This window comes from Halovivax asiaticus JCM 14624 (assembly GCF_000337515.1).
In the GTDB taxonomy this organism is placed as follows: domain Archaea; phylum Halobacteriota; class Halobacteria; order Halobacteriales; family Natrialbaceae; genus Halovivax; species Halovivax asiaticus.
Genome location: NZ_AOIQ01000017.1, coordinates 223,410 through 247,890, shown reverse-complemented (window position 1 = coordinate 247,890; position 24,481 = coordinate 223,410). Strand labels below are relative to the sequence as shown.

Annotated in this window: 20 protein-coding genes, 1 tRNA gene and 3 pseudogenes; 18 read left to right on the top strand and 6 right to left on the bottom strand. The window is 65.5% G+C overall.

The window, feature by feature from the left end:
* Positions 1-44 precede the first annotated feature (44 nt).
* Positions 45-1,001, bottom strand: coding sequence for an electron transfer flavoprotein subunit alpha/FixB family protein (locus C479_RS11430; RefSeq protein WP_007702522.1), 957 nt, complete (start codon positions 999-1,001; stop codon positions 45-47).
* On the bottom strand, positions 998-1,789 hold the full coding sequence (locus C479_RS11425) for an electron transfer flavoprotein subunit beta/FixA family protein (protein WP_007702519.1): 792 nt from the start codon (positions 1,787-1,789) through the stop codon (positions 998-1,000). Before C479_RS11425 ends, C479_RS11430 begins: the two co-directional genes overlap by 4 nt.
* Positions 1,790-1,968: 179 nt before the next feature.
* On the opposite strand from C479_RS11425, the gene C479_RS11420 reads away from it, so the two are divergent.
* The 3 genes from C479_RS11420 (at position 1,969) to C479_RS11410 (ending at position 4,053) form a co-directional block, all read left to right on the top strand.
* On the top strand, positions 1,969-2,466 hold the full coding sequence (locus C479_RS11420; protein ID WP_007702515.1) for a TRAM domain-containing protein: 498 nt from the start codon (positions 1,969-1,971) through the stop codon (positions 2,464-2,466).
* A gap of 128 nt (positions 2,467-2,594) precedes the next feature.
* On the top strand, positions 2,595-3,221 hold the full coding sequence (locus tag C479_RS11415; RefSeq protein WP_007702507.1) for a DUF309 domain-containing protein: 627 nt from the start codon (positions 2,595-2,597) through the stop codon (positions 3,219-3,221).
* A gap of 583 nt (positions 3,222-3,804) precedes the next feature.
* Entirely contained in the window at positions 3,805-4,053 is a 249-nt protein-coding gene (locus C479_RS11410) for a hypothetical protein (RefSeq protein ID WP_007702505.1), read from the top strand.
* Between the two features lie 3 nt (positions 4,054-4,056).
* Here C479_RS11410 and azf read toward each other — a convergent pair whose 3' ends face one another.
* On the bottom strand, positions 4,057-4,818 hold the full coding sequence (gene azf / locus C479_RS11405) for an NAD-dependent glucose-6-phosphate dehydrogenase Azf (RefSeq protein ID WP_007702503.1): 762 nt from the start codon (positions 4,816-4,818) through the stop codon (positions 4,057-4,059).
* Between the two features lie 168 nt (positions 4,819-4,986).
* On the opposite strand from azf, the gene C479_RS11400 reads away from it, so the two are divergent.
* Positions 4,987-5,400 carry a dihydroneopterin aldolase family protein gene (locus C479_RS11400; protein ID WP_007702500.1) on the top strand — a complete coding sequence of 138 codons (414 nt, stop codon included), beginning with the start codon at positions 4,987-4,989 and terminating at the stop codon, positions 5,398-5,400.
* Between the two features lie 147 nt (positions 5,401-5,547).
* Positions 5,548-5,952 (top strand): DUF5790 family protein, encoded by a 405-nt coding sequence (locus C479_RS11395; protein ID WP_007702498.1) that lies wholly within the window; start codon positions 5,548-5,550, stop codon positions 5,950-5,952.
* A 24-nt stretch (positions 5,953-5,976) separates the two neighbouring features.
* Here C479_RS11395 and C479_RS11390 read toward each other — a convergent pair whose 3' ends face one another.
* A complete protein-coding gene (locus C479_RS11390; protein WP_007702497.1) occupies positions 5,977-6,717 on the bottom strand; it encodes a creatininase family protein in 741 nt (246 codons plus the stop codon).
* Positions 6,718-6,863: 146 nt separating this feature from the next.
* Here C479_RS11390 and C479_RS11385 point away from each other — a divergent pair, with 146 nt between their 5' ends.
* Positions 6,864-7,208, top strand: a complete 345-nt coding sequence (locus C479_RS11385; RefSeq protein ID WP_007702496.1) for a DUF5789 family protein — start codon at positions 6,864-6,866, stop codon at positions 7,206-7,208.
* A gap of 103 nt (positions 7,209-7,311) precedes the next feature.
* Here C479_RS11385 and C479_RS11380 read toward each other — a convergent pair whose 3' ends face one another.
* Both C479_RS11380 and C479_RS11375 read right to left on the bottom strand, forming a co-directional pair.
* Positions 7,312-7,935 carry a YIP1 family protein gene (locus C479_RS11380; RefSeq protein WP_049907255.1) on the bottom strand — a complete coding sequence of 208 codons (624 nt, stop codon included), beginning with the start codon at positions 7,933-7,935 and terminating at the stop codon, positions 7,312-7,314.
* Positions 7,936-8,130: 195 nt separating this feature from the next.
* On the bottom strand, positions 8,131-10,074 hold the full coding sequence (locus C479_RS11375) for an ABC transporter ATP-binding protein (RefSeq protein ID WP_007702492.1): 1,944 nt from the start codon (positions 10,072-10,074) through the stop codon (positions 8,131-8,133).
* Between the two features lie 221 nt (positions 10,075-10,295).
* On the opposite strand from C479_RS11375, the gene C479_RS11370 reads away from it, so the two are divergent.
* The 12 genes and pseudogenes from C479_RS11370 to ilvD all read left to right on the top strand — a co-directional run bounded on the left by C479_RS11370 (position 10,296) and on the right by ilvD (position 24,471).
* Positions 10,296-10,369: transfer RNA gene (locus tag C479_RS11370), tRNA-Val, on the top strand.
* Positions 10,370-10,777: 408 nt separating this feature from the next.
* A complete protein-coding gene (locus tag C479_RS11365; RefSeq protein WP_007702490.1) occupies positions 10,778-13,216 on the top strand; it encodes a hypothetical protein in 2,439 nt (812 codons plus the stop codon).
* Positions 13,217-13,409: 193 nt separating this feature from the next.
* Positions 13,410-14,618, top strand: coding sequence for a LeuA family protein (locus tag C479_RS11360; protein WP_083893860.1), 1,209 nt, complete (start codon positions 13,410-13,412; stop codon positions 14,616-14,618).
* Between the two features lie 442 nt (positions 14,619-15,060).
* Complete coding sequence (gene ilvB / locus C479_RS11355; RefSeq protein WP_007702487.1) at positions 15,061-16,947, top strand: biosynthetic-type acetolactate synthase large subunit; 1,887 nt, start codon at positions 15,061-15,063, stop codon at positions 16,945-16,947.
* Positions 16,944-17,603, top strand: a pseudogene (ilvN, locus tag C479_RS11350) (acetolactate synthase small subunit); the annotation flags it as partial. The gene ilvB and the pseudogene ilvN, both read left to right, overlap by 4 nt.
* A gap of 169 nt (positions 17,604-17,772) precedes the next feature.
* The gene (gene ilvC / locus C479_RS11345) at positions 17,773-19,050 is read left to right on the top strand and encodes a ketol-acid reductoisomerase (RefSeq protein ID WP_007702483.1); all 1,278 of its coding nucleotides are present in this window, start codon (positions 17,773-17,775) and stop codon (positions 19,048-19,050) included.
* Positions 19,047-19,580, top strand: a complete 534-nt coding sequence (locus C479_RS11340) for a hypothetical protein (protein ID WP_007702481.1) — start codon at positions 19,047-19,049, stop codon at positions 19,578-19,580. The genes ilvC and C479_RS11340 overlap by 4 nt, the downstream gene beginning before the upstream one ends.
* A complete protein-coding gene (gene leuC / locus C479_RS11335) occupies positions 19,577-20,995 on the top strand; it encodes a 3-isopropylmalate dehydratase large subunit (protein ID WP_007702479.1) in 1,419 nt (472 codons plus the stop codon). The genes C479_RS11340 and leuC overlap by 4 nt, the downstream gene beginning before the upstream one ends.
* Positions 20,992-21,657, top strand: a complete 666-nt coding sequence (gene leuD, locus C479_RS11330) for a 3-isopropylmalate dehydratase small subunit (protein ID WP_007702477.1) — start codon at positions 20,992-20,994, stop codon at positions 21,655-21,657. Before leuC ends, leuD begins: the two co-directional genes overlap by 4 nt.
* Positions 21,654-22,208, top strand: a pseudogene (locus tag C479_RS17095) (isocitrate/isopropylmalate family dehydrogenase); the annotation flags it as partial. The gene leuD and the pseudogene C479_RS17095, both read left to right, overlap by 4 nt.
* Before the next feature lie 85 nt (positions 22,209-22,293).
* A pseudogene (locus tag C479_RS17090) lies at positions 22,294-22,680 on the top strand (isocitrate/isopropylmalate family dehydrogenase); the annotation flags it as partial.
* Positions 22,681-22,716: 36 nt separating this feature from the next.
* Positions 22,717-24,471, top strand: coding sequence for a dihydroxy-acid dehydratase (gene ilvD, locus C479_RS11320; protein ID WP_007702475.1), 1,755 nt, complete (start codon positions 22,717-22,719; stop codon positions 24,469-24,471).
* The last annotated feature ends 10 nt before the right edge of the window (positions 24,472-24,481 follow it).

Below are 24,481 nucleotides of genomic sequence, written 5' to 3'. Positions count from 1 at the left end.
CCCCCGCTCGCTGTTTCGTGATCCTCACTACGTCGGATCCCGCCCTACTGGAACTCTTCGATCAACGCCGGCACGACGTCGAAGAGGTCGTCGTGAATCGCGTAATCGGCGATGTCCATGATCGGGGCGTTGGGGTCGGTGTTGATCGCGACGATCGTGTCCGAACCCTTCATGCCGGCGACGTGCTGGACGGCGCCGGAGATGCCGATGGCGATGTAGACGTCGGGTGTGACGACCTTCCCGGACTGGCCGACCTGGCGGTTCGCGGGGAGCCAGCCGTTGTCGACGATCGGTCGCGACGACGAGAGCGTGGCATCGAGTGCGTCGACGAGGTCGCGAATCAGATCAAGGTTCTCCTCCTCTTCGATCCCGCGGCCGATCGAGACGAGCAGGTCGGCCTCGCTGATGTCGACGTCGCCGCCGGCGACCTCCTCGAAGCCGGTGACCGTCGAGCCGACGGCGTCCTCGTCGATCTCGGCGTCGAAGGCCTCGATCGAGGCGTCGGCAGTGCCTTCGGCTTCGGGCCACTCGCCTTCTCGGATCGTGGCGAGGGCAGTGCCGGCGTCGAGTTCCGTCGTCGTTTCGACCTTGCCACCGTACATCTCGCGCGTCGCGATCAGCGAGTCGCCGTCGACGGCGAGGTCGACGACGTCGGTCACGATCGACAGGTCGAGGCGACCGGCGACCGCGGGTGCGTAATCGAGTCCGTTGACGCTGTTGGGCACGAGGACGTACTGCGGATCGATCGTGTCCACGAGTTGCTCGATCGCCTGGACGTAGACGTCGTGGTTGAACTCCTCGCCGTCTGCGACGGTGTGAACGACGTCGACGCCCTCGCGGGCGAGTTTCTCGCCGAATTCGTCGACCGCGCCACTGATGACGGCCAGGTGCAAGTCACCGCCCGTCTCGTCGGCGAGTTCGCGTCCCGCCGTCGCGAGTTCGTAGCTCACCGGTCGGAGTTCGCCGCGGCGGTGATCCGCGATCGCGAGCACGTCTGTCATGCCGTCACCCCCTTCTCTCGAAGCATCTCAGCCAGCTCGCCCGCGGTCTCCTCGGCGCTTCCCTCCCAGACCGTCGCGTCGCTCTCGGACTCCGGTTCGTACATATCCGTCAGTTCGAGGCTGCCATCGACGACGCCCGCATCGACGCCGATGTCGTCGAGCGTCTTCGCGTCGAGCGGCTTGCGCTGGGCCTGACGGATGCCGCGCAGGCTCGCGTAGCGCGGTTCGTTGATCCCGGTCTGGATCGTCAGCACGGCCGGGAGATCGACCTCGGAGAGCTCCTCGACGCCACCCTCGAGTTCGCGTCGCACGGACGCGGTACCGTCCTCGAGATCGTGGTCGAGGTCGTTGACGACGGCCGACCACTGGAAGTCGAGCGACTCGGCGAGGGAGACGCCGGTCGCCATCCAGCTGTCGTCGCCCGTCTGGACGCCCGAGAGGATCAGATCGGGTTCCTCTTCGGCGACGACGGCCTTCAGAATCTCCGTCTTCGCGCGAACGTCGAGCAGGTCGACACCCTCCAGTGACTCGTCCCAGACACGGATAGCCCGGTCGGCACCCTTCGCGAGCGCCTGTCGGATCGTCTGTTCGGACTCTTCGGGGCCGATCGTGACGGTAACGACTTCGTCGGCCACGCCGCCCTCCTGCAGCTGGACGGCCTCCTCGATGGCGTAGTCGTCCCACTCGTTCAGATCGGCGTTCAGGTACTGGTCGGCGATCTCGGTACCGTCGATCTCGAACTCGTCGTCGACGGTTGCCACCTCCGCGACCGTTACGAGGATTTTCATCGCCTCGAACTCCGACCGCAGGACCGTAAATGCTTTCGAAACCGGCTTCGTCACGTCGGTAGTTGATCCGGCGAGACGCGGCCAGCCAGCCCGCAGTCCAGTCGGCGTGGCGGATTCGCCCCAGTCACACCCAGTGGGCGATACGCAAGCGGTTTAACGCTGCCGGCGCTACGGCGGGTATGGCAGATTGTCCACTCGCCGACGACTGTCCGCAATTCTCCGAGCGGATCGCTGGCATGGGGTGTCAGCACTACGGCGACAAGGGTGGCAAGGAGTGGTGTAACCACTACAACCAGCCGATAAGCGAACTCAAAACCCAGCCCGTCAAGAGCGGCGAGGAGGTCGTCGTCGACATCGTCGACATGCACGAGAGCGGCGCCGGCGTCGGCCGGACCGAGGACGGCTTCATCGTGATGGTCGACGGTGTCCTCCCGAAGGCCCGTTCGCGCGTCGAGATCTCCCGCGTTCACAGCAACCACGCACGAGCGGAAGAGGTCGAACGCCTACCGCTCGACCCCGACGAGGACGAGAGCGACAACGACGAATCCGACGCCGACGCGGACGAAGACGAGGACGAGGACGATGATGCAGACGCGGACACGGACGACCGCGAACGCGATGACTCCGGCCCCGATCGCCCGCAGCTTGGCAGCCGCGAGAACTTCTGGGGCTCCTGAGGACTCGCCGCGACGACACCCCGTCCACGAGTGGTGACACACCTGCCAATCCGGTTTCCGATATCGGTGCAGCCGGCGACCCCACCTGCCCCGCGACGTTTTTCCCCACGGACCGCAAACGCCGAGCCATGCGAGCGCCGCTCCGGGCCGGCATCGCCGTCTACAACGACGGTCACTACCACGCAGCCCACGACGCGTGGGAAACGCACTGGCTCGATCTCGAGACCGGAACCGACGACGAGCGGTTGCTCCACGGGTTGATCCAGTTCACCGCGGCGGTTCACCACGCCCACCGCGGGAACTGGGAGGGTGCCGTCGGCCTCGCCGAAAGCGGGCGTGAATATCTGCGGGAGTTCGGTGACGTGTACCGCGGGTGCAACGTCGGCGACGTCAGACGATACGGACGACGGCTCAAGGCCGACCCCGAAGTGATCGAACGACGGCAACCGCTCTCGCTCACCCACGAGGGTGAACGACTTTCCCTGGCCGATTGCACCCCCGAAGAGACGGTCATCGCCGCGAAGGTCCTCGCCGAGGAGTGGGGGTACGACGATGCACCGATCGGCACCGCGGGCGCGTACGCACTGGCCGACCTCGATGCCGGGCAAGACGGTGGCCCGTTCCTCGCACTGCTGTTCGATTTCGTGCGCGAAGACGCGGCGGATCGACCGCTCATCGTGCAGCGGCTCCGCGCACACGTCGATCGACGCGACGCGCGGGAGAGCGCCGTCGAGGGATTGTTCGACGAGCGGTAACGCCGGCGTGAAACCATTCGACAAACGGAGAGCGTCGTCGCGGAATGTTCGGCGAACGGTAGTCGCTATTCGAGCGTGTGCACCGGCATGAAAACCGTCGAAGCGTAGGACTGATCCGTTCGTTCGCGTCGAATCCGTGCGAGTTCTTCGGCTCGGCTTCGGCCGTGAGGCGGTATCGCCGAGCCTCGGCGTCGCACGTAGCCTCCGGGGGGCTTTCAATCACCCGGCGGGCGGTCGCCCTCTATCAGTTGTCGCGTAGCCGCGGGGACGACGGCCGCAGCCGGTCCTGGGCCGCAGCCGTCGTGGATCCCGAGACACCGCGTCACTTTCGAGGACGAGCGCTACCATCGGGCGTTTTTTCCGCCGGAGGCAGGGTCTCCCCCAGGCGTCGTTCGGTCGTCGATGAATATAACGTATTCTATTTCCCCTTCGTAAGATATCTCGTCGGCGCGGGCGGTTCGTGACGGGGTACCGTCACACGACGTAATAGAACGGATCGAAACTGGCCGAGGGAAGACGACACAATCTGCCAAGCGGCCGGACAGTCTTAACATATTTATTACTCAACTAAAAAAGCCCTGATATGACAGACCAGCCCTCCATCCCGGATCCGCTCCCGGTCCCGGCGTACATCGAAGACGGTGCACGGCTCGCCGCCATTCTGCTCGTCTGGGGAATCATCAGCGCCTTCTTCACGCACGGCCTGACCGAGCTCGGGATCCTCGAGCGACTCTGGTTCCAGCTCGGCGACCTGTTCGCGTTCGTCGGCGTGTTGAACGCGACGCTGTACCTCGGGTATCGCGTCGTCGACTACTGGCGTGGGACCGCCTGACGATTACGCGATTCGTTCGTCGCCGTTCCACTCCGCGGAGTTGTCCTGGGGCTCGTAACCGAGCACTTCCCGAGCGCGTTCGATCGAGTAGTACTTCCGGTCGTTGTCGGAGATGCCGTAGACGATCTCGTAGCCGTAGTCGGCCTCGATACAGCGCTGAAAGAGGTGCGCGCAGTCGCGATAGGAGAGCCACATCGCCTGCCCGCGTTCGTAGTCGATCGGTGGATGACCTTTCGTTAGGTTGCCGATACGGACGCAGGCAACCGAGAGGTCGTGCTCGTCGTGGTAGTAGCGCCCGAGGAGTTCGCCGGCGGCCTTCGAAACGCCGTAGAGGTTACCAGGGCGCGGGAGTTCCGTCCCGTCGAGGCGAAAATCGTCGTCCTCGCGATACATCTCCGGCGTGCGTTCGTCGGTCTCGTAGTGGCCGACGGCGTGGTTCGACGAGGCGAACGCGACCGTGTCCACGCCCGCCTCGACGGCGGCCTCGTAGACGACACGGGTGCCGTCGATGTTGTTCGGCAGGACCGACGACCACGGAGCCTCCTTACGCGGGTCGCCCGCGAGGTGGATCACCGCGTCCATCCCCGCCATCGCCTCGCGGACGGCGTCCTCGTCGGTGATGTCGGCGACGACGAACTCGCCCGGCAGGTCCTCGGTCGGCGGATCCCGATCGAGGAGTCGCCACTCGTATTCGTCGGCGAGATCGCTCAGGACCGCCGTCCCCACGCGGCCGGCCGCCCCGGTCAACAGGACCGACTGTGCCATTCGTTCGCCCGAAGGAGCCACCCAGATACGTAGCTTGCGGTCTGGGACGAAGGGTGACAGCCCCGGGACCGATGACGGCCACGGTGTAGAGTTGGCGCGATCGCGCCGACAGAAGGCACCGGTGTTGTTGATCGGAACGACCATTGTTCCGGCGAGCGACCGGCCACCATGACGCAGACACCACCGTCGGACTCGTCCGACACCGCTGACCCTACTCCAAGCGAGGTCGCCTGCTTCGAGACCGGGATCAAGTTCGGCTCGCTCTATCACCAGTTCGCCGGGACGCCGGTCTCGCCCGCGAGCGCCGACAGCATCGCCCGTGCGATGGAAGACGCGATCGAGAACCAGCCACACTGTGAATCCGTGACCGTCGCGGTCGACACCGACGCACTGCAGGCCGAACTCGACGAATCGGACGCTGACTACACCGAGTTGACCGGCCGCTTCCTCGACGTCGAGATAGTCGTGGGCTACGAGGCCCACACCGTCACCGCTCAAATGGCGATGGAGGACGGCTACCCGTTGATGCGCGTGGTCGACATCGCGAGCGGGGAGGACCGAAACACGGACCACGACAGGTGACCGCGTCTCGACAATCTGGAACAGGGACGGCGACCTCGACCAGCACGCGATGGTCGGAGTTCCAGACGGGGGAGACACCCTCACGGGCCAATTTTCACTTTCACTTTCGGGCGATCGTTTAACCCCGGCGAAGTCGTACAATCAGGCATGAGTCAGGCCTCACTCACCGACGACGACCTGTTCGGCGAGGCGGCGAACGAGATGCGCGAGGACGTCGAATCCTCCCTGGCCGACGCCCGCGACGCCCTGCCAGACGCCGAAGCGATCTGGGAGACCGACGCCGACAACGTCCTCGGCGCCCTGAACGGGTTGAAGTCCGCACTCGAGACGGGTGACGCCGAGGAGCACCTGCGTGACGCCAAGAAGTGGTACACGATGGGCGAGCGCGCCGACGCGTTCGACGACGCCGAGGACCTCGCCGACGAGATCGAGACGCTCGAATCGACGATCGGCGATATCGAACAGGCCGGCGACCAGGTCGGCGACCTCACACAGACGATCCCGGGACTGCGAAGCACCCTCCAATCCGCCGACGACGAAGACGAGGAGTGAGTTCCGACTGGAGGGCCCTAGCCACTAGTGTGTCGGTGAGGAGGCGTCGAATTCGCGCGTGTCGACGGCGGTAAGGAGGCGGGCGAGCGACTCGGCTGCCAGTTCTCGCAGTTCCTCGCCACGGTCGGCGTCGCCGTCGGTCGGATCGCCGACGACGCCGTTTTCGGTAAACTCGGCCGAATCGTGCGCCACGTTCGTGTGACTCACCCACTCGCCCCAGCCGTCCGCGGCACCGTCACGGGCCGACGCTACCCTGTCCTCGCGGACGAGGTCGGGTTCGATCGCCCGGAGGAGCGACGTTTCGAGCGGGCCCGCGTGGCCCATCTCGGCCGAATGGTCGCCGACAGCCTCGAACCAGGTGAACGCGACGGCGTAGACGTCGTCGTGACGACTGAGCTCGGCGGTGACCTCCCGCAAGGCGTCGACGTTACCGCCGTGCCCGTTGACGACGACGACGCGATCGAACCCGTGGTGGGCGAGGCTCCGGACACAGTCGCGGACGGCGTCGCGGAACGTATCGGGTTCCAGCCAGAGTGTCCCGGCGAAATGACGATGCTCTTCGGCGATCCCGACGGGGAGCGCTGGGGCGACCGCAACCTCGCCGTCGAACGCCTCGACACCTGCCTCGGCGACGGCGGTCGCCGCCAGCGTATCCGTCCCGAGCGGGGCGTGGGGGCCGTGCTGTTCCGTGCTGCCGACGGGGAGGACGGCCAGGTCGGTGTCCAGATCGGCCGCCTCCGGCCACGTAGCACGTTCGAGGTCCATGTCCGCTCTCACGGATGGTCGGGTCTTGTAAGCACCGTCTCTGCCCGCGTCTCAGACGGCGGGGCAACCTCGTGTAGAGTGACCTCGGCGGTGCACACGCGCTGGCAGGGCGAAGGGGTTTCCGGCGGTCTCCCAACGGACCGGGTATGAGTGACGAGAATCGCGAACAGGGTGTCGAACTCGGCGAGCTCGGGACGAAACTCGAAGAACACGACTATCCCGTGAGCCAGGACGAACTGCTAGAGGCCTACGGTGAGGAAGAAGTGAAGATGGAAGAGAAGACGACGACGTTCCGGGAGCTGCTCGAACCGTTCAACGAGGACCGGTACGACTCGGCGGCCGCGGTCAGACAGGCGATCATGACGATGGTCGGCGACGAAGCGATCGGGCGTAAGAACTACAGCGACCGGACACCCCCGGCACCGGGCGAGGATCGCCAGGACGAGGGTGCGCCGGGACAGGACGGACAGCGAGAACAGGAGTCGTTCTAGTTACATCGACGGACTGGTGTCTTGGCGTGACGTCGTCAGCTGAGGGGCTCGGAGAGAGTCGACGTCCATGAGGCGACGAACACAGACGTAACTGATCTTCTACTTAGCCTGTGAGCGCCGCGAAGATCGACCCGATACCGACGACGACCGCCGGCAGCGCAGCCGTTTTCGGAGGCACGTCGTGAGTCTCGGCGACCCCGTATGTGAGGATGTAGACGCTCCAGGCCGTAACGAGGAAGAGAAAGACCATCGAGATCGGGTTGGGCGTAAGCTGGACAGCAGCCTCGTTCATCTGGATTGGGAGCTGCTCGGGGTTCGAGCCGTCGAAGCTGAGCGACTGGAGTTGGTGCCACCCGTTCGCCGTCATCGGCACGAGGAAGACTATCTCCGGTGCGTACGCCCACCCAGCGATTCCGAGGGCGTCGGGGAACGTGCCGACAGTCCGCTCGCCGCCGCTCCCGAAGTGCATCACTGCGGCGACGACTAGCCAGGCCACGACGATTCCGATCACCATGCCCACGACCATGGACGGCACGCTTGACTGAAGCAACCGCTCCTGGGCAGGGGTGAGCCCAGTGATCTGGTCCAAGACGTGTGTGAGGAGGAAGAACACGGCCACGAGTTCGAGGACAGCGTACGACACGAACACGCCGACGCCCGACATGACCGTCCCAGTCCGATTTGCGACGTACGCCCTCGGACGGAAGAGCGGAGTACGCACTGCCATACGACGACCAGTTTTCAAACTTACAAAATGCTTTCGTATCCAAGTGGACGCGTCGCTATCTTCAACCACTACTGGTCGAGATCGATCGGCAGTAAAGACGAGTACCGGACAAAAAAACGAAAGGGACGATAACGAACGGTGCGGTCGGCGGTGGACGACGGGATTCACTGCCCTACCGGGAATCGAATCGAACGGTCAGTCGTCCTGCTGTGACTCCGTTCGAGCGGTCCGGCGCTGGGCGCGTTCGATGAATTCCTGAGGGAGTTCGTCGATCTCACCGGCCTGGACGCCCCAGAGGTGCGCGTAGAGGCCGCCGTTATCGAGGAGGTCGTCGTGAGTGCCACGTTCGACGATCTGTCCGCCCTCGAGGACGACGATAGTGTCGGCGTCTTTGATCGTCGAGAGGCGGTGAGCGATGGCGAACGTGGTCCGGTCGGCGGCGAGTTTGTCGATCGAACGCTGGATGAGCATCTCCGTCTCGGTGTCGACGTCGCTCGTCGCCTCGTCGAGGATGAGGATCTCCGGATCCTTGAGGATCGCCCGCGCGATGGAGATGCGCTGGCGCTGGCCGCCCGAAAGCTTGACGCCGCGTTCGCCGACCTCGGTGTCGTAGCCCTCCGGCAGGTTCTCGATGAAGTCGTGGGCTTCCGCCATCTTCGCGGCCTCGATCACCTCGTCGCGGGTGGCGTCGAAGGTCCCGTACAAAATGTTCTCCTCGACGGAGCCGTAGAACAGGAACGAGTCCTGGCTGACGTACCCCGTCCGCTCTCGCAAGCTTCGGAGGGTGACGTCCCGGAGGTCCTGTCCGTCGATCCGGATCTCGCCATCGTCGATGTCGTACATCCGGAGCAGGAGCTTCAGAATCGTGGACTTGCCGGCACCGGTCGGGCCGACCAGGGCGAGCGTTTCGCCGCCTTCGACCTCGAAGTCGACGTTCTCGACGATCGTCTCATCGCCGTCGTAACTGAAGGTAACGTCGTTGTACTCGACGTGCCCGTCGGTCACCTCGAGTTCCGTCGCGCCGGGATTCTCCTCGACGCGGCTCGGTTCGTCCATTAACCCGAACATCCGCGCGGAGGACGCGCGAGCACGCTGGTACATGTTGATGATCTGCCCGAACTGGGCCATGGGCCAGATGAATCGCTGCGTGTAGAGGACGAAGACGACGAAGTTCCCCTCGGTCAGCGTCCCGGTGAACGGCCCCGGTGCCGTGCCGTTGAACACCCAGAGGCCGCCGACGAGGAACGTGATGACGAACCCGACACCGGCGATGACGCGCAGGCCGGGGAAGAACTTGATCCGGGTCTCGATGGCGTCCCAGTTCGCGTCGAAGTAGCCCATCGAGACGTCGTCGACGCGATCTGATTCGTAGTCCTCCGTCGTGCTGGACTTGATGACCTGGATACCGCCCAGGTTGTTCTCCAGTCGGGAGTTGACTTTCCCGACGGTCGAGCGGACCTTGGCGTACTTCGGCTGGATGATCTTGACGAAGGCGTACGTGAACACAGCGATCAGCGGCACCGGCAGCAAGGCGACGAGCGCCAGTTGCCAGTTGATCCACAGCAGCAAGCCGCCGATCCCCAGGACCATCACCGACATCCGGAACAGGGAGTTCATCCCGTCGTTGAGGAATCGCTCCAGTCGGTTGACGTCGTTCGAGAGGATGGACATCATCTCGCCGGTCTGCTTGTCGGAGAAGAAGTCCATATTCAGCCGCTGCATCTTGTCGTAGGTGTCCGTCCGCACGTCGTGCTGGATGTTCTGTGCGAAGGAATTGAAGCCCCAGTTGCGCAACCAGTGGAAGATCGCCCCGAAACCGAACGCACCGATCAACACCGCGATCGTGAACCAGAACTGACCCTCCTGGGTCGGTGGCAACAGGCCGTCGGGGAGGACGACCAGCGGTATCTGTTCGGAGAAAGACGCGGCGCCACCGTCACGAAAGATCGAGTCGATGGCGATGCCGAGCATCAGCGGCGGCAACAGGTCAAGCAACCGAGCAAAGATACTTGCGAAGATCCCGACCAACGCCTGGAACTTGTACCGAGCTCCGTATTCGCGGAACAACCGCTTCATCGGGTTCTCGATCTTGTCCCGTTGTTCCTCGAAGGGATCGTCTTCCTCCCAATCAACACTCATTACACCGCCGTGCGGGAGCACGCCCAATAAATATTCCCTTCGAATCGAAATAGTGAGGGATCGGACGGGTACTGCTCGATCTTGCGTCGGGCCGACTCTCGCACACGATGGATGCCACGCGTCGATTATCGGTGACGGACTGCAACTGGCTTCCGCGCAACGTTCCCCCGACTGACGCAGAAGGTAACAGTTATTCGAACGCGTCACCACCGGTCGGATACGGGCTCGTGGTCTAGCTGGTTATGACGTGGCCTTTACAAGGCCGAGGTCGGTGGTTCGAATCCGCCCGAGCCCACTTCCGCCGGCGCGAACAACTCGTGAGCGCCGGCTGCGTGACGTAAGGGCGGGTCGAATCAGACGGCACCGAGCGTAGTGAGGTGACGGCGTGGTTCGAATCCGCCCGAGCCCACTTCTGCCGGCGCGAACAATCCGAGAGCGGCGGGCTGAGGGAGAGGTCGTCCGGACGGAGCTGATGTGCAGGACGCGGTGAGAAACGGCGATAGGTGCACCTCCGTGGACCACATCCTATCAAATTTCGATCAACTAGGCCTGTTACTACAGAATGATGGTGGCAGAAATCGCCGACTGAGAGGGAGATTATACGTCACTTTGCGTTTCAAAGAATCGTCTCCAATTAGACAAATAATATATTATTAGATAACTTTTTCATGCAACGTTTCCGGTAATAGGACGGGATTCTAACGTGACAGATGGAACTGACTCGTTCACGGCAGGCGGTTTCGAGGCGACAGACGACTGGACGAACGCGGACGTCCCCGAGCTCGAGTCGACAGGAGAGCCCGTCGTCGTGGGATCGATCGCGTCGTTCCACGGAGGAGATACTGCGGGCCTCCGACTTCGTAACGTCAGTGCGGATGGTCTTGAGGCGTTCGTCGAGGAGGAGACCTCGAAGGACGGAGAGACCTGGCACAAGGCCGATTCGATCCGGTTTCTCGGAGCGCCGAGTGGTCCGATCACGGACGTGTCGGAGCGTCACATCGGGGAGGCCGGTGCCATCGATCTGGAACAGCCGGACGGTGACCACTGGCACACCATCGAGTTGAATGATAGCTACGACGATCCGGTCGTGCTCACGCAGGTCATGACCTACCGCGGGAAAGACGCCTGTCACGGACGGGTTCGAAACGTGCAGCCGGATAGCTTCGAGTTTCAAATCGAAGAGTGGGATACCCATAACGGCCCACATACGGAGGAAACGGTCGGATACTTCGTTCTCGAACAAGGAAGCCACACGCTCCCGGACGAGAACCCTCTCTCGGACGGGACTCCGCTCGAGGTTCGGACCGTCCCGACCGACGACGACTGGTCGGAGATGACGTTCTCGGCCGCGTTCGGCAGCGACCCCGCCGTAGTGAGCCGGTCGCAGACCGAGAACGGTCACCACGAAATCGTAACACGACACCGGAACGTGGGCGGCGATGGCCTCGAGGTCCGCCTTCAGGAAGAGGCGGCCCGCGGTGGCGAACACGTCCAGGAGACGGTCGGCGTCGTTGCGACGCCACGTCGCGACGTCGAGGTCGGCTTCGGTCGGGTCCAGGACGTTGACCACGACTGGACGGCGTTCGATTTCGAGACGCGTATTACCTCGTCGAACCCGGTCGTTCTGACCAATCTCGATACGTTCAACGGCTCCGATACGGCTGCACCGCGGTTACGGGCTATTTCGTCGACCGGAGGGCAGGTACGGGTCGAGGAAGAAGCCTCACAGAACGAGGAGCGCCGGCACAACGAGGAGACGATAAGCGTCCTCTCCCGTCCGGAAGGCCCGATCGAAGACGAGAACGGGAACAGCATCGGGTGGGCCGGGACGTTTTCGTTCGATCAGCACGACGAATCGTACTGGCACACGCTGAAGTACGGTGGTGAGGTGTACGACGACCCTGTGGTGTTCGCAGACATACAAACGTACAACGGCGAACAGCCGGCTCACGTCCGCCTGCGCAATGTCGGCCCCGAATCCTTCGAACTCCAGATCGAGGAGTGGGACTACCTGAACGGCAGACACGTCGAAGAGACCATCGGCTACCTCTTGCTGGAGTCGGGAACGCACGTACTCTCGGACGGGTCGCACCTCCACGTCGGCACGACGCAAGCCACCCACCAGTGGTTCAGCACGAAGTTCGTTCCGGATTACGGCAGCAAACAACCGGCGCTTCTCACCCAGTGCCAGACGTACAACGGATACAACGAGGTCGTGACGCGGACGACGAACCTCGATGCACACGGGTTCGACGTCAGGCTCCAGGAAGAGGAGGGCAGCGACGGGAGACACGACGTCGAATCCGTGGGCTTCCTCGGTATCGCACGGCCCGGACGAAGCACACCCAGATACGAAACCGACAGGGTACTCGACACCGCAGTCGAGGGGTTCAGCGTCGAAGACTGTGCCTTCGCGTTTGATAACGACTTTCCCGCGGGGCAGTACACGCTCCCCCAGCCGATCAGGCTCCCGTTCGGACTGGGAACGATCGACGAAATCGGCGATACCACGAACGGTATGTGCGGTGGCATGGTACTCGCGGTGCGGGACTACTTCGAGCACGGGGTGACGCCCTGGTCCGACGACCTCGTCGCGCGGTCGCCACCGAACTCGCCAGTCCACGGTGACCAGCCGGCGGAGGACACGCGGCTTTTCAACTTCCTCTCGGAGCGGCTGTTCGACAGTTTCGTTCCCGGCGATGGAAACGCACTCGGCGCGGGAATCTACCAGACGCTGATGAACTCGGCGAACACGAAGAAGTGGGGGCAGGTGAAGAAAAGCAGAAACGAGGTGATGCGGGACGAGTGGGAAAACGAGATCAAACCGACCCTCGACAGCAACACCCTCTGTCCGCTCGGGTTAATTCACGTCGATACGCACGGCAACCCCCTCAAGACCGGTTTCAATCAGATCGGGAACAACCATCAGGTGCTGGCCTACGGCTACACGCGATCCGGTGACACGATCGAAATCTACGTCTACGACCCGAACTACCCGGACGACAACGAAATGCGGATCCAGTTTACGAAGAAGGACGACCTTGGCAACTGGTTCGAGCCGTCGTACGTCGGCTCGTCGAAACCGCTGTACGGCTTCTTCGCCGCGCCGTATTCGCGGAAAACGCCGCCTGGGTCCTACTAGAATCGAGCGCTGAGACATCGATCCCGGTCTATCACCGCACTACGCTGGGAACCGCAGCGATCCGGCCCAGCGCCGAAATTTCGCTCGGCCTGGGTCTGCAGCGCCACCGACCCGGCAACGTTCGGTTCGACCCGTAGATTTAAGGCCATCCGTTCATTCAGTCAGGGCGCAATGACGACACCAGAGGGCGCCTCTGTCACCCGGCAGGGGAGTCGAGTTCTTCGACGGTACTGAAGCGGCTACTGCAGCCAACGCTGACGACGTACAGATTTTCGATACGACGCTTCGTGACGGTGAGCAAGCGGCACGCGTCTCGTTCACGTACGACGATAAACGCGAGATAGCGGCGATGCTCGACGAGATGGGTACGCACGTCATCGAGGCGGGGTTCCCGGTGAACTCCGGGGCGGAGTTCGAGGCGGTCCGCGACATCGCCGAGGCGAGTGACGCGACCGTCTGCGGCCTCGCGCGAATCGTCGACGAAGACATCGAGGCGGCACTCGATGCGGGCGTGGATATGGTCCACGTATTCGCGTCGACCTCGGACGTCCAGCTCGCCGACTCGATGCACGCGACGCGGGAGGACGTCAAACGTCGGTCGGTCGCAGCGGTCGAGCGCGTCGCCGAGGCGGGCGTCGAGTGCATGTTCTCGCCGATGGACGCGACGCGGACGGAGCCGGCGTTCCTGGCCGAAATGGTCGCAGCCACCTCGGCGGCCGGCGCCGACTGGATCAACGTCCCCGACACCGTCGGCGTCTGCACGCCCTCGCGAATGGGCGACCTCGTCGAATTCGTCGACGACCACGCCGACGCGAGGATCGACGTGCACTGTCACGACGACTTCGGCCTGGCGACGGCGAACGCGGTCGCCGGCATCGAAGCCGGCGCGAGTCAGGCGCAGGTCTCGGTCAACGGCATCGGCGAGCGAGCGGGGAACGCCGCCGCCGAGGAGGTCGTGATGGCGATCGAGTCGGTCTACGGGACCGACACCGGCATCGACACCACGCGATTCGTCGAGCTCTCCTCGCTCGTCGAGGAGCGAAGCGACGTCCACGTCCCCCGGAACAAGCCGGTGGTGGGCGAGAACGCGTTCAGCCACGAGAGCGGCATCCACGCCGCGGGCGTGATCGAGAACGCGGCGACCTTCGAGCCCGGCGTGATGACCCCGGAGATGGTCGGCGCCGAACGCGCGTTCGTCCTGGGCAAACACACGGGGACCCACAGCGTCCGCAAGCACCTGCGAGAGGCCGGATACGATCCCACTGACGAGCAGGTACGCGAGGTGGTCGATCGGGTCAAATCGTACGGCGCAACCGAGGGCGACGTCCCACAGGACGTCGTCGAGCGCTTCGCTCGTGAGGTGGGCGTCGATCGACCACGCGTTCACGAGGGACCCATCTGATGGCCGTCCGCAGACGGGTGAGCTCCACCCATCACCAGCGGGTCGCTCCGCGGACGGCGCGATATCGCCGGTCGCTCGACGCGGCGCACCGTCGTCGACCGTTGCGCCCGGTAGACGACAGTCCGCGGCTGTCGGGGGCCATAAGGGCGAGTTGTGGCGATCGTTGCAGTCGCCGACAGATATATAAAATCAGCCGTCGACTCACCGGGTACAGTGCGACCGAACGCTCCCGCTCACGACTTTGCTGCGGTCACGGGAGCTGTCGCTGCAATTCTCGGTGGTTCGATTATTGTAGGGGCCTAGTCCCCTACACACCCCTCTCTTCCCCGACCGGACGTATCGTCGACCGCCAGCCAGCCGTCTGGCACCTCGCTCTCACCGACCAGTGCCGACGAGGCTCGCGTTCGAATTGTCCTGCAGCAGCGACTGACAGTATGCCCACATGACCGACACGAAGACGACGTATCGAGACCACACAGACGACACCGCAGATCGAGGCACAGCACCCGACTCGTCGCCGGACGCGACGACAACCGGAGACGAGACAGCTACCGAACTGGGCCCACCCGCAACTGACGACACCGAGAACGAATTGGGGGATGCCACGACCGGCGCCGACGCCGTCGCCCGCGCACTCGAAGCGAGCGGCGTCGAGCTGGCCTTCGGTATTCAGGGCGGAGCGATCATGCCGGTGTACGACGCACTCGCAGCGTCGTCGGTCCGGCACGTGACGATGGCCCACGAGCAAGCGGCCGCCCACGCAGCCGACGCGTACGGCCTCGTCGCAGGGAAACCGGGCGTCTGCCTGGCGACCTCGGGACCTGGTGCGACCAACCTCGTCACCGGCATCGCCGACGCAGACATGGATTCCGACGCGATGGTCGCCCTGACGGGACAGGTCCCGACCGACCTCGTCGGCAACGACGCGTTCCAGGAGACCGACACGATCGGCGTCACTCGGCCGATCACGAAGTACAACGCGTTCGCGACCGACGCGACGACGGTCGGTTCGACCGTCGAGGAGGCCTACGCACGCGCCGGCGCGGATCGACACGGTCCGACGCTGGTCGACTTGCCAAAAGACGTCACACTCGATGAAGCGACTGAATCGGGCCGTGGAGCCGGACGAACATCGACGACACGAGCCGAAAGCGAAGCGACCCGAAGCGACGAATCACGATCCCAGGCCGACCCCGACGCCGTCGACGCAGCGGCTCGGGCGATCGAGTCGGCCGACCGCCCGGTGTGCCTGTTCGGCGGTGGCGTCGTCGCCGCGGATGCGAGCGATGTCGCGACGGCGTTCGCGCGCACGAACGGGATTCCGGTGACGACGACGATGCCGGGACTGGGTTCGTTCCCGGAGGACGACGCCCTGTCGCTATCGTTCGCCGGCATGCACGGCACCGGCTACGCGAACATGGCGATCACGCATACCGATTGCCTGATCGCCGTGGGGACACGGTTCGACGACCGCCTGACCGGGGGGATCGACACGTTCGCGCCCGAGGCCGAGGTGATCCACGTCGACATCGATCCGGCCGAGATCAGCAAGAACGTCCACGCCGACTATCCGCTGATCGGCGACGCGGGCGCCGTCATCGAACAGTTGTCGGCCGCGGTCGAGTCGCCGCCGGCAGCTGCCGAGTGGCGCACGCAGTGTGCGGAGTGGGCGGAGACGTATCCGCTGACCTACGCCACGAGCGACGACGGGCCGTTGAAACCGCAGTTCGTCGTGGAGGCGTTCGATGCGGCGACGGCCGACGACGCGATCGTGACCACCGGCGTCGGCCAGCACCAGATGTGGGCCGCCCAGTTCTGGACGTTCGCCGAGCCGCGCACCTGGGTCTCGTCGCACGGACTCGGGACGATGGGCTACGGACTTCCGGCAGCTATCGGGGCGCGACTTGCCGCGGACGAGGCGGGCGAGACTGACCGCGACGTCGTCTGTTTCGAGGGCGACGGCTCGTTCCTCATGACGATGCAGGAGCTGTCCGTCGCGGTGCGCGAGAAACTGGACGTCACGGTCGCGGTGCTCAACAACGAGCACATCGGCATGGTTCGCCAGTGGCAGGACGCCTTCTTCGAGGGACGGCGGATGGCCTCGGAGTACGACTGGGTTCCCGCATTCGATACGCTCGCCGAGGCCTTCGGAGCACGCGGTTTCCGCATCGTCGATCCAGCCGAGGTGGCCGATACCGTCGAATCGGCGCTCGACTACGACGGCCCCGCCGTGATCGATTGCCACATCGACCCGGAGGAAAACGTCCTGCCCATGGTACCGAGCGGCGGCGCGAACGGCCAATTCGCGCTCACGGAGGAGCACCTATGAGCGGCGAGGGTTCCCCACCTCGAAGCGACGCAGACGGGAGGAACGACGGACTGCCCGGTCCGGCTCCGTCGGACCGACCGCATCCCGAGTCGCGCCGAACCACGGACGGGATTCGAATCGACCCGGTCGTCGAGGCCGAACACGACCGGCGCCGGGCGGTCGTCTCCGCCCTGGTCGAACACGAACCGGGCGTGCTCGCGCGGGTGTCCGGCCTGGTCTCGCGCCGACAGTTCAACATCGAGAGCCTGACCGTCGGGCCGACGACCGTCGCGGGCCACGCCCGGATCACGATGGTCGTCGAGGAGACCGATCCCGGCGTCGATCAGCTCAAAAAACAGCTCCGGAAGCTCCCCGTCGTCATCTCCGCGGGCGAGATTTCGGGGGAGACCGTCTCTCGCGAGCTGGTCCTCGTCAAGGTCCGCGGCGACGAGCCAGAACGAGTCCACGCGATCACCGAGATGTACGACGGCGAGACGATAGCCGCCGACCCGCAGACGATCACCGTCGAACTCACCGGCGACGAGTCGCGAGTCGACGCCGCAATCGACGCCTACCGGCAGTTCGGCATCGTCGAGATCGCCCGCACGGGCCAGACCGCGCTCGCCCGCGGTGACGTGCCGACGACGCCTGGCGAAGCGCCCGCCCCGGGTTGCGAGACCGCCCGACGGGAGGCCTCGGATCAAGCGAGCAGAGGCACCGCGAGCGGTGAGGGACAAAGCGAGGGAAACGGACCGGCCGAAGCGGGCGGAGACAGCCCGAGAACCGCGACGACGGAACGGAGGGACCGAACGGAGAAACAGGGACAGCCACCGGCTGAGTGAAAGTATGACGAGCACACACCCACAACACGATACGACAGCGACACACGCCACGGACAGCGGCCGAACCAACCACGAGCGGACAGTCGAGCGAATGGCCGAACGACGGGCCGAGCGGACGACCGTCACCGTGACTGGGCGAACGGCTGGCGAAACAGGGCCAGACGACGGAGCTGCCAGTGACAAGTCGGCCAGCGCCCCGGCCGACCCCGACGCCTCGACCGAACGGACGAAGCGATGTCTCACCGACGGCGGGACGGACGTCGCCGACGAGTCGCCGTCGTTCGACGCGACAGTCTACTACGAGCGTGACGCCGACCGCCACGCCCTCGACGACGAGACAGTGGCCGTCCTGGGCTACGGCTCGCAGGGCCACGCACACGCCCAGAATTTAGCGGAGAGCGGCGTCGACGTCGTCGTCGGTCTCCGAGCGGATAGTTCCTCATGGACGGCTGCGGAGGAAGACGGGCTGCGGGTCGCGACGCCGGACGAGGCCGCGGCTCAGGCGTCGGTCGTGAGCGTCCTGCTCCCGGATACGGTCCAGCCCGCCGTCTACGAGGAGTCGATCGAGCCGACCCTGGAGTCCGGCGACACGCTGCAGTTCGCCCACGGGTTCAACGTTCACTACAACCAGATCCAGCCGCCCGAGGGTGTGGACGTGACGATGATCGCACCGAAGTCGCCGGGCCACCTCGTTCGGCGCAATTACGAGAACGGGCAGGGGACGCCCGGCCTGCTCGCGGTCTACCAGGACGCGACCGGCGAGGCCCGCGAGCAAGCGCTGGCGTACGCCGACGCGCTCGGCTGTACCCGAGCCGGCGTCGTCGAGACGACGTTCCGCGAGGAGACCGAGACCGACCTCTTCGGCGAGCAGGCCGTCCTCTGTGGCGGCGTCACCGAACTGGTCAAGGCCGGCTTCGAGACGCTCGTCGACGCGGGGTACGCTCCCGAGATGGCCTACTTCGAGTGCCTGAACGAGCTCAAACTCATCGTCGACCTGCTGTACGAGGGCGGCCACATGGAGATGTGGAACTCCGTCTCCGATACCGCCGAGTATGGCGGTCTCACCCGCGGCGAGAGCGTCGTCGACCGCGAGGGGATGGACGAAATCCTTCAGAACGTCCAGAACGGCGAGTTCGCCCGCGAGTGGATCAGCGAAAATCAGGCGAAGCGGCCCGCGTACACCCAGTACCGACGATCCGAGGAGACCCACGAGATCGAGCGCGTCGGCGCCGAGTTGCGGACGTTGTTCGCGTGGGACGAGGACGCGGAGGACGCCCGATGAACGACAATCAGCGCCCGGCTCACGTCGAGTCCACCGCCGGAGCTGATGGGGCCGATCGATCACCGAACAGACCGGACCCGACGAGCACCGACGACGCACCGACCGGTTCCGAACCGAATCCAGCACACCCAACCGACAGCATGACCGAACACGACACCGAACCCAGCCGAACGCGATCGCACCGAGACGAACACGCAGACACGACCGATGCCGATACCCGACCGGATACCGCGTCGAGGGCGGATGGAACCACCGACGGAAGGCGCCCCCGACGCGTGAAAGACAGGGACCACACCTCGCCGGTCGAGGGCCCGGAACGAACGTTCGATCGCTACCACGAGGGGCGCTCGGCGCAAACGGACGGTGGCCGACGGCCGAACGACGAAGCGGACGGCGACACGTCGGAGGCAGCCGCGACCGACGATGACGCTCCCCGACGACGAGTAAAGGACAGAGACCACACGTCACCGGTCGACGGCCACGTGCGGACCTTCGGCCGTGGCAGCGAAACCACCGATCGGTCGAAATGAGCGAGGGAACGCTCTACGACGCGGTCTGGGACGCCCACCGGGTGCGGACCCTGCCGACCGGGCAGGACCAGCTGTTCGTGGGCCTGCACCTGGTCCACGAGGTCACGAGCCCCCAGGCGTTCGGGATGCTAGACGAGCGCGGCTACGACGTGGCCTACCCCTCGCTCACGTACGCCACGGTCGATCACATCGTCCCGACGGCCGACCAGTCGCGACCGTTCGCGGACGAGGCGGCCGAGGAGATGATGCAGGCGCTAGAGTCGAACGTCGCCGCCGCCGGGATCGAGTTTTCGAGCCCGGAGACGGGGCGACAGGGCATCGTCCACGTCGTCGGCCCGGAACAGGGGCTGACCCAGCCCGGAACGACCGTCGTCTGCGGCGACTCCCACACGGCAACCCACGGCGCGTTCGGGGCGCTCGCCTTCGGCATCGGCACCTCGCAGATTCGAGACGTGCTCGCGACCGGTTGCGTCGCCATGGAGAAACAGCGGGTGCGCAAGATCGAGCTCACGGGCACCCTCAACCCGGGCGTCACCGCCAAGGACGCCATCCTGGCGATCATCCGCGAGCTGGGAACCGACGGCGGCGTCGGCTACGTCTACGAGTACGCAGGCGACGCCGTCGAGTCGATGGGCATGGAAGGGCGAATGACCCTCTGCAACATGTCGATCGAAGGCGGCGCCCGCGCGGGCTACGTCAACCCGGACGAGACCACCGACGAGTGGCTGGCGAAAACCCCCGAATTCACGGACGATCCGGACCGACTCGAGTCGTTGAAGCCCTACTGGGAGTCGATCCGTTCCGATCCCGACGCGACGTACGACGATGTCGTCCAGCTCGACGCCTCGGCGCTCGACCCGATGGTCACCTGGGGAACGACCCCGGGACAGGGCGTCGGCATCGCCGAGCCGATCCCCGACCCGGCCGAATTGCCCGAAGACGAACAGGACGTCGCCCGCGAGGCCCAGAACCACATGGACGTCACGCCCGGCGAGACGATGGCCGGGTACGAGATCGACGTCGCCTTCCTCGGCTCCTGTACGAACGCGCGCCTGGCCGACCTGCGGGCCGCGGCCGACGTCGTGTCGGGCCGCGAGGTACACCCGGACGTCCGCGCGATGGTCGTCCCCGGCAGCCAGCGAGTCAAGGCCGCCGCCGAACGCGAAGCCCTCGACGAGGTCTTCCGTGAGGCCGGCTTCGACTGGCGCGGCGCCGGCTGTTCGATGTGTCTAGGGATGAACGACGATCAGCTCGAGGGCGACGAAGTCTGTGCCTCCTCGTCGAATCGCAACTTCGTCGGCCGCCAGGGCAGTCCGGACGGCCGAACCGTCCTGATGAGCCCGCAGATGGTCGCCGCGGCGGCCGTGACCGGCGCGGTCACGGACGTCCGAACGCTTCCGGAGGGCGCTGTATGAACGACACTGGTCCTGAGCCGGTCGAGCGCGTTCACGGCACCGGCGTCCCGATCCGCGGCAACGAGATCGACACGGATCAGATCCTGCCGGCGCGCTTCCTGAAGGCGATCACCTTCGAGGGCCTCGGCCAGTTCGCCTTCTTCGACCAGCGATACGACGAGAACGACGACCCCCTCGAGCACCCGTTCAACGACGATCGCTTCACCGGCGCGTCGATCCTCGTGGTCAACAGCAACTTCGGCTGTGGCTCCTCGCGCGAGCACGCCCCGCAGGCACTCATGCGCTGGGGGATCGACGCCATCGTCGGCGAGAGCTTCGCCGAGATCTTCGCGGGCAACTGCCTCGGGCTGGGCATCCCGACCGTGACGGCCGATCACGAGGCGGTCACGGCGCTGCAGGACTGGATCGAGAACAACCCCGACGACCCGGTCACGGTCTCCGTCGCGGACGAAGCCGTCATTTACGGTGAGACGGTCCTCGACGTCACGGTGGACGAGGCCCAGCGGCGGGCGCTCGTCGACGGCAACTGGGACACGACGGCGCTGATGCGCCAGCATCCCGAAACCGTTCACGAGACGGCCGAATCGCTCCCCTACGTCGACCTCGAGGCCGGCGACGGCGTCGGTCGGACAGTTGACGACGCCGGGGGTGAGGAGCGATGAGTGATGCAGCGCGCGCCGGCGGGGACGTCTCCGACAGGAACGGTGGAACCGACGACGAGACGATCGTCGTGATCCCGGGCGACGGCATCGGCCAGGAAGTCGTGCCGGCCGCGGTCGACGTCCTCGAATCCCTCGATATCGGGTTCGACCTCGTGACGTACGAGGCGGGCGACCACGTCGCGAGCGAGCGGGGAACGCCGCTGCCCGCGGAGAGCCGTGCGGCCGTCGAAACGGCCGAGGCGACCCTGTTCGGCGCTGCGGGCGAAAGTGCCGCGGACGTGATCCTCCCGCTTCGGCGTGCCGTCGACTCGTTCGTCAACCTCCGGCCGGCGCGGGCGTATCCGGGGGTCGACGCCCTCCGGCCCGAGACGGACCTCGTCTTCCTCCGCGAGAACACCGAGGGCGTCTACACCGGCCTGGAACACCGCCTGAGTGATCACGTCGCGACAGGAACGCGACTCACCACCCGCGCCGCGTCGGAACGGCTCGCCGAGTTCGCCTGTCGCTACCTCGCAGACGCCGCGGCCGACTCGTTCACCGTCGTCCATAAGGCGAACGTGATGGGCGAGACGGACGGACTGTTTCGCGAGTCGGTCTTCGATGTAGNCGCCATCAGAGATGTGTATAAGAGACAGCGTCTGTCTCGACCCCACCCAGTTCGACGTCGTGGTCTGTCCGAACCTCGCTGGCGACGTGCTCTCCGACCTGGCGGCCGGGCTCGTCGGTGGTCTCGGCCTCCTTCCCTCCGCAAATCTGGGGCCCGAACGCGGGCTGTTCGAACCCGTCCACGGAACGGCTCCGGACATCGCCGGAGAAGGCATCGCGAACCCGAGCGCAACGATCCTGTCGGCCGCGATGCTTCTGGAATTCCTCGGGTACGACGAGGACGCGCGGGCGGTTCGCCGGGCCGTCGAGTCCGTGCTCGAATCGGGCCCGCGGACGGCCGATCTCGGCGGCGATGCGACGACGAGCGACGTCACCGCGGCGATTATCGAGCGGATGTCGACCGATGAAGCACCGTAGACGAAAGCCGATCGAACCAACCAAAGTGACCCACCAATGACACAGAGACACGACGACACCAGCGACGACGACTCGCGAACCGCCAAATCAACATCGTTACCGAGTTCCGACGTCACCGAAGGGGCCGATCGCGCGCCCCACCGGGCGATGTTCTACGCGATGGACTACGACGACGAGGACCTCGCCTCGCCGATGATCGGGGTCGCGAACCCGGCCGCCGACGTCACCCCCTGTAACGTCCACCTGGACGAGCTCGCCGACGTGGCGTGGACCGGCGTCGACGACGCGGGCGGCATGCCGATCGAATTCGGGACCATCACCATCTCCGACGCGATCTCGATGGGGACAGAAGGGATGAAGGCCTCGCTCGTCTCCCGCGAGGTGATCGCGGATTCGGTCGAGCTGGTGGCCTTCGGCGAGCGACTCGACGGACTGGTGACGCTCGCCGGCTGCGACAAGAACCTGCCGGGCATGATGATGGCCGCGATCCGAACCGACCGCCCGACCGTCTTCTGCTACGGCGGCACCATCCTCCCCGGCGAGTTCCACGGCGACGACGTCACCATTCAGGACGTCTTCGAGGGCGTCGGCGCCCACGCCGAGGGTGACCTCTCGCGCGAGGAACTCGACGAACTCGAACACGCCGCCTGCCCTGGCCCCGGGTCCTGCGCCGGCATGTACACCGCGAACACGATGGCCTCGATGAGCGAAGCGCTCGGGCTCGCTCCCCTGGGCTCCGCGACCGCACCCGCCGTGACGGACGAACGCGCCGAGATCGTCGCCGAGGCGGGCGTACTCGCACTCGAAGCGGTCGAGGCGGATCGGCGCCCCTCCGACATCCTCACCCGGGAGTCGTTCGAGAACGCCATCACGCTCGACGTCGCAATCGGCGGCTCGACGAACTCCGTCCTCCATCTGCTCGCGCTCGCGGCGGAGGCCGGTATCGACCTCGCGATCCAGGACTTCGACGAGATCTCCCGACGGACGCCCCACATCGTCGACGTCCGCCCGGGCGGCACGCACGTGATGGCCGACCTCCACCAGCAGGGCGGCATTCCGGTCGTCCTCCGCCGACTCTTGGACGCCGACTTGCTCCACGGCGACGCGATGACCGTCACTGGCCGAACGATCAAGGACGAACTCGACGCGCTGTCGCTGCCGGCCGACGACGCCGTCGACCCGGCGGTCGTCCGCCCGATCGAAGACCCCCTTCACGAGGAGGGCGCCCTCGTCATCCTCACCGGCAACCTCGCACCCGACGGCTCAGTGCTGAAGGTGACCGGCGACGACGAACTCTACCATCAGGGACCGGCCCGCGTCTTCGAGCGTGAAGAGGACGCTATGGAGTGGGTCCAGTCGGGCGGGATCGAATCGGGCGACGTCGTCGTCATCCGGAACGAAGGGCCCCGCGGTGGCCCCGGCATGCGCGAGATGCTCGGCGTCACGGCGGCCGTAGTCGGCCAGGGCCACGAGGACGACGTCGCGCTGCTGACCGACGGTCGCTTCTCCGGCGCGACACGCGGGCCCATGATCGGCCACGTCGCCCCGGAGGCGGCAGACGGCGGCCCGATCGCCGCCGTCGAAGACGGCGACATCGTGACGGTCGACATCCCGAATCGCGAACTCTCCGTCGCGCTCGACGACGCCGAACTCGAGTCCAGACTGGGCGCGAGAGACGAGCCCGAACCCGCGTACACGTCGGGCGTCCTCGCAAAGTACGGCCAGGCGTTCGGATCGGCGGCGACCGGTGCCGTGACGAATCCGGCGGCGAAACGCGACGATAACCGATAAGGAAGCCACT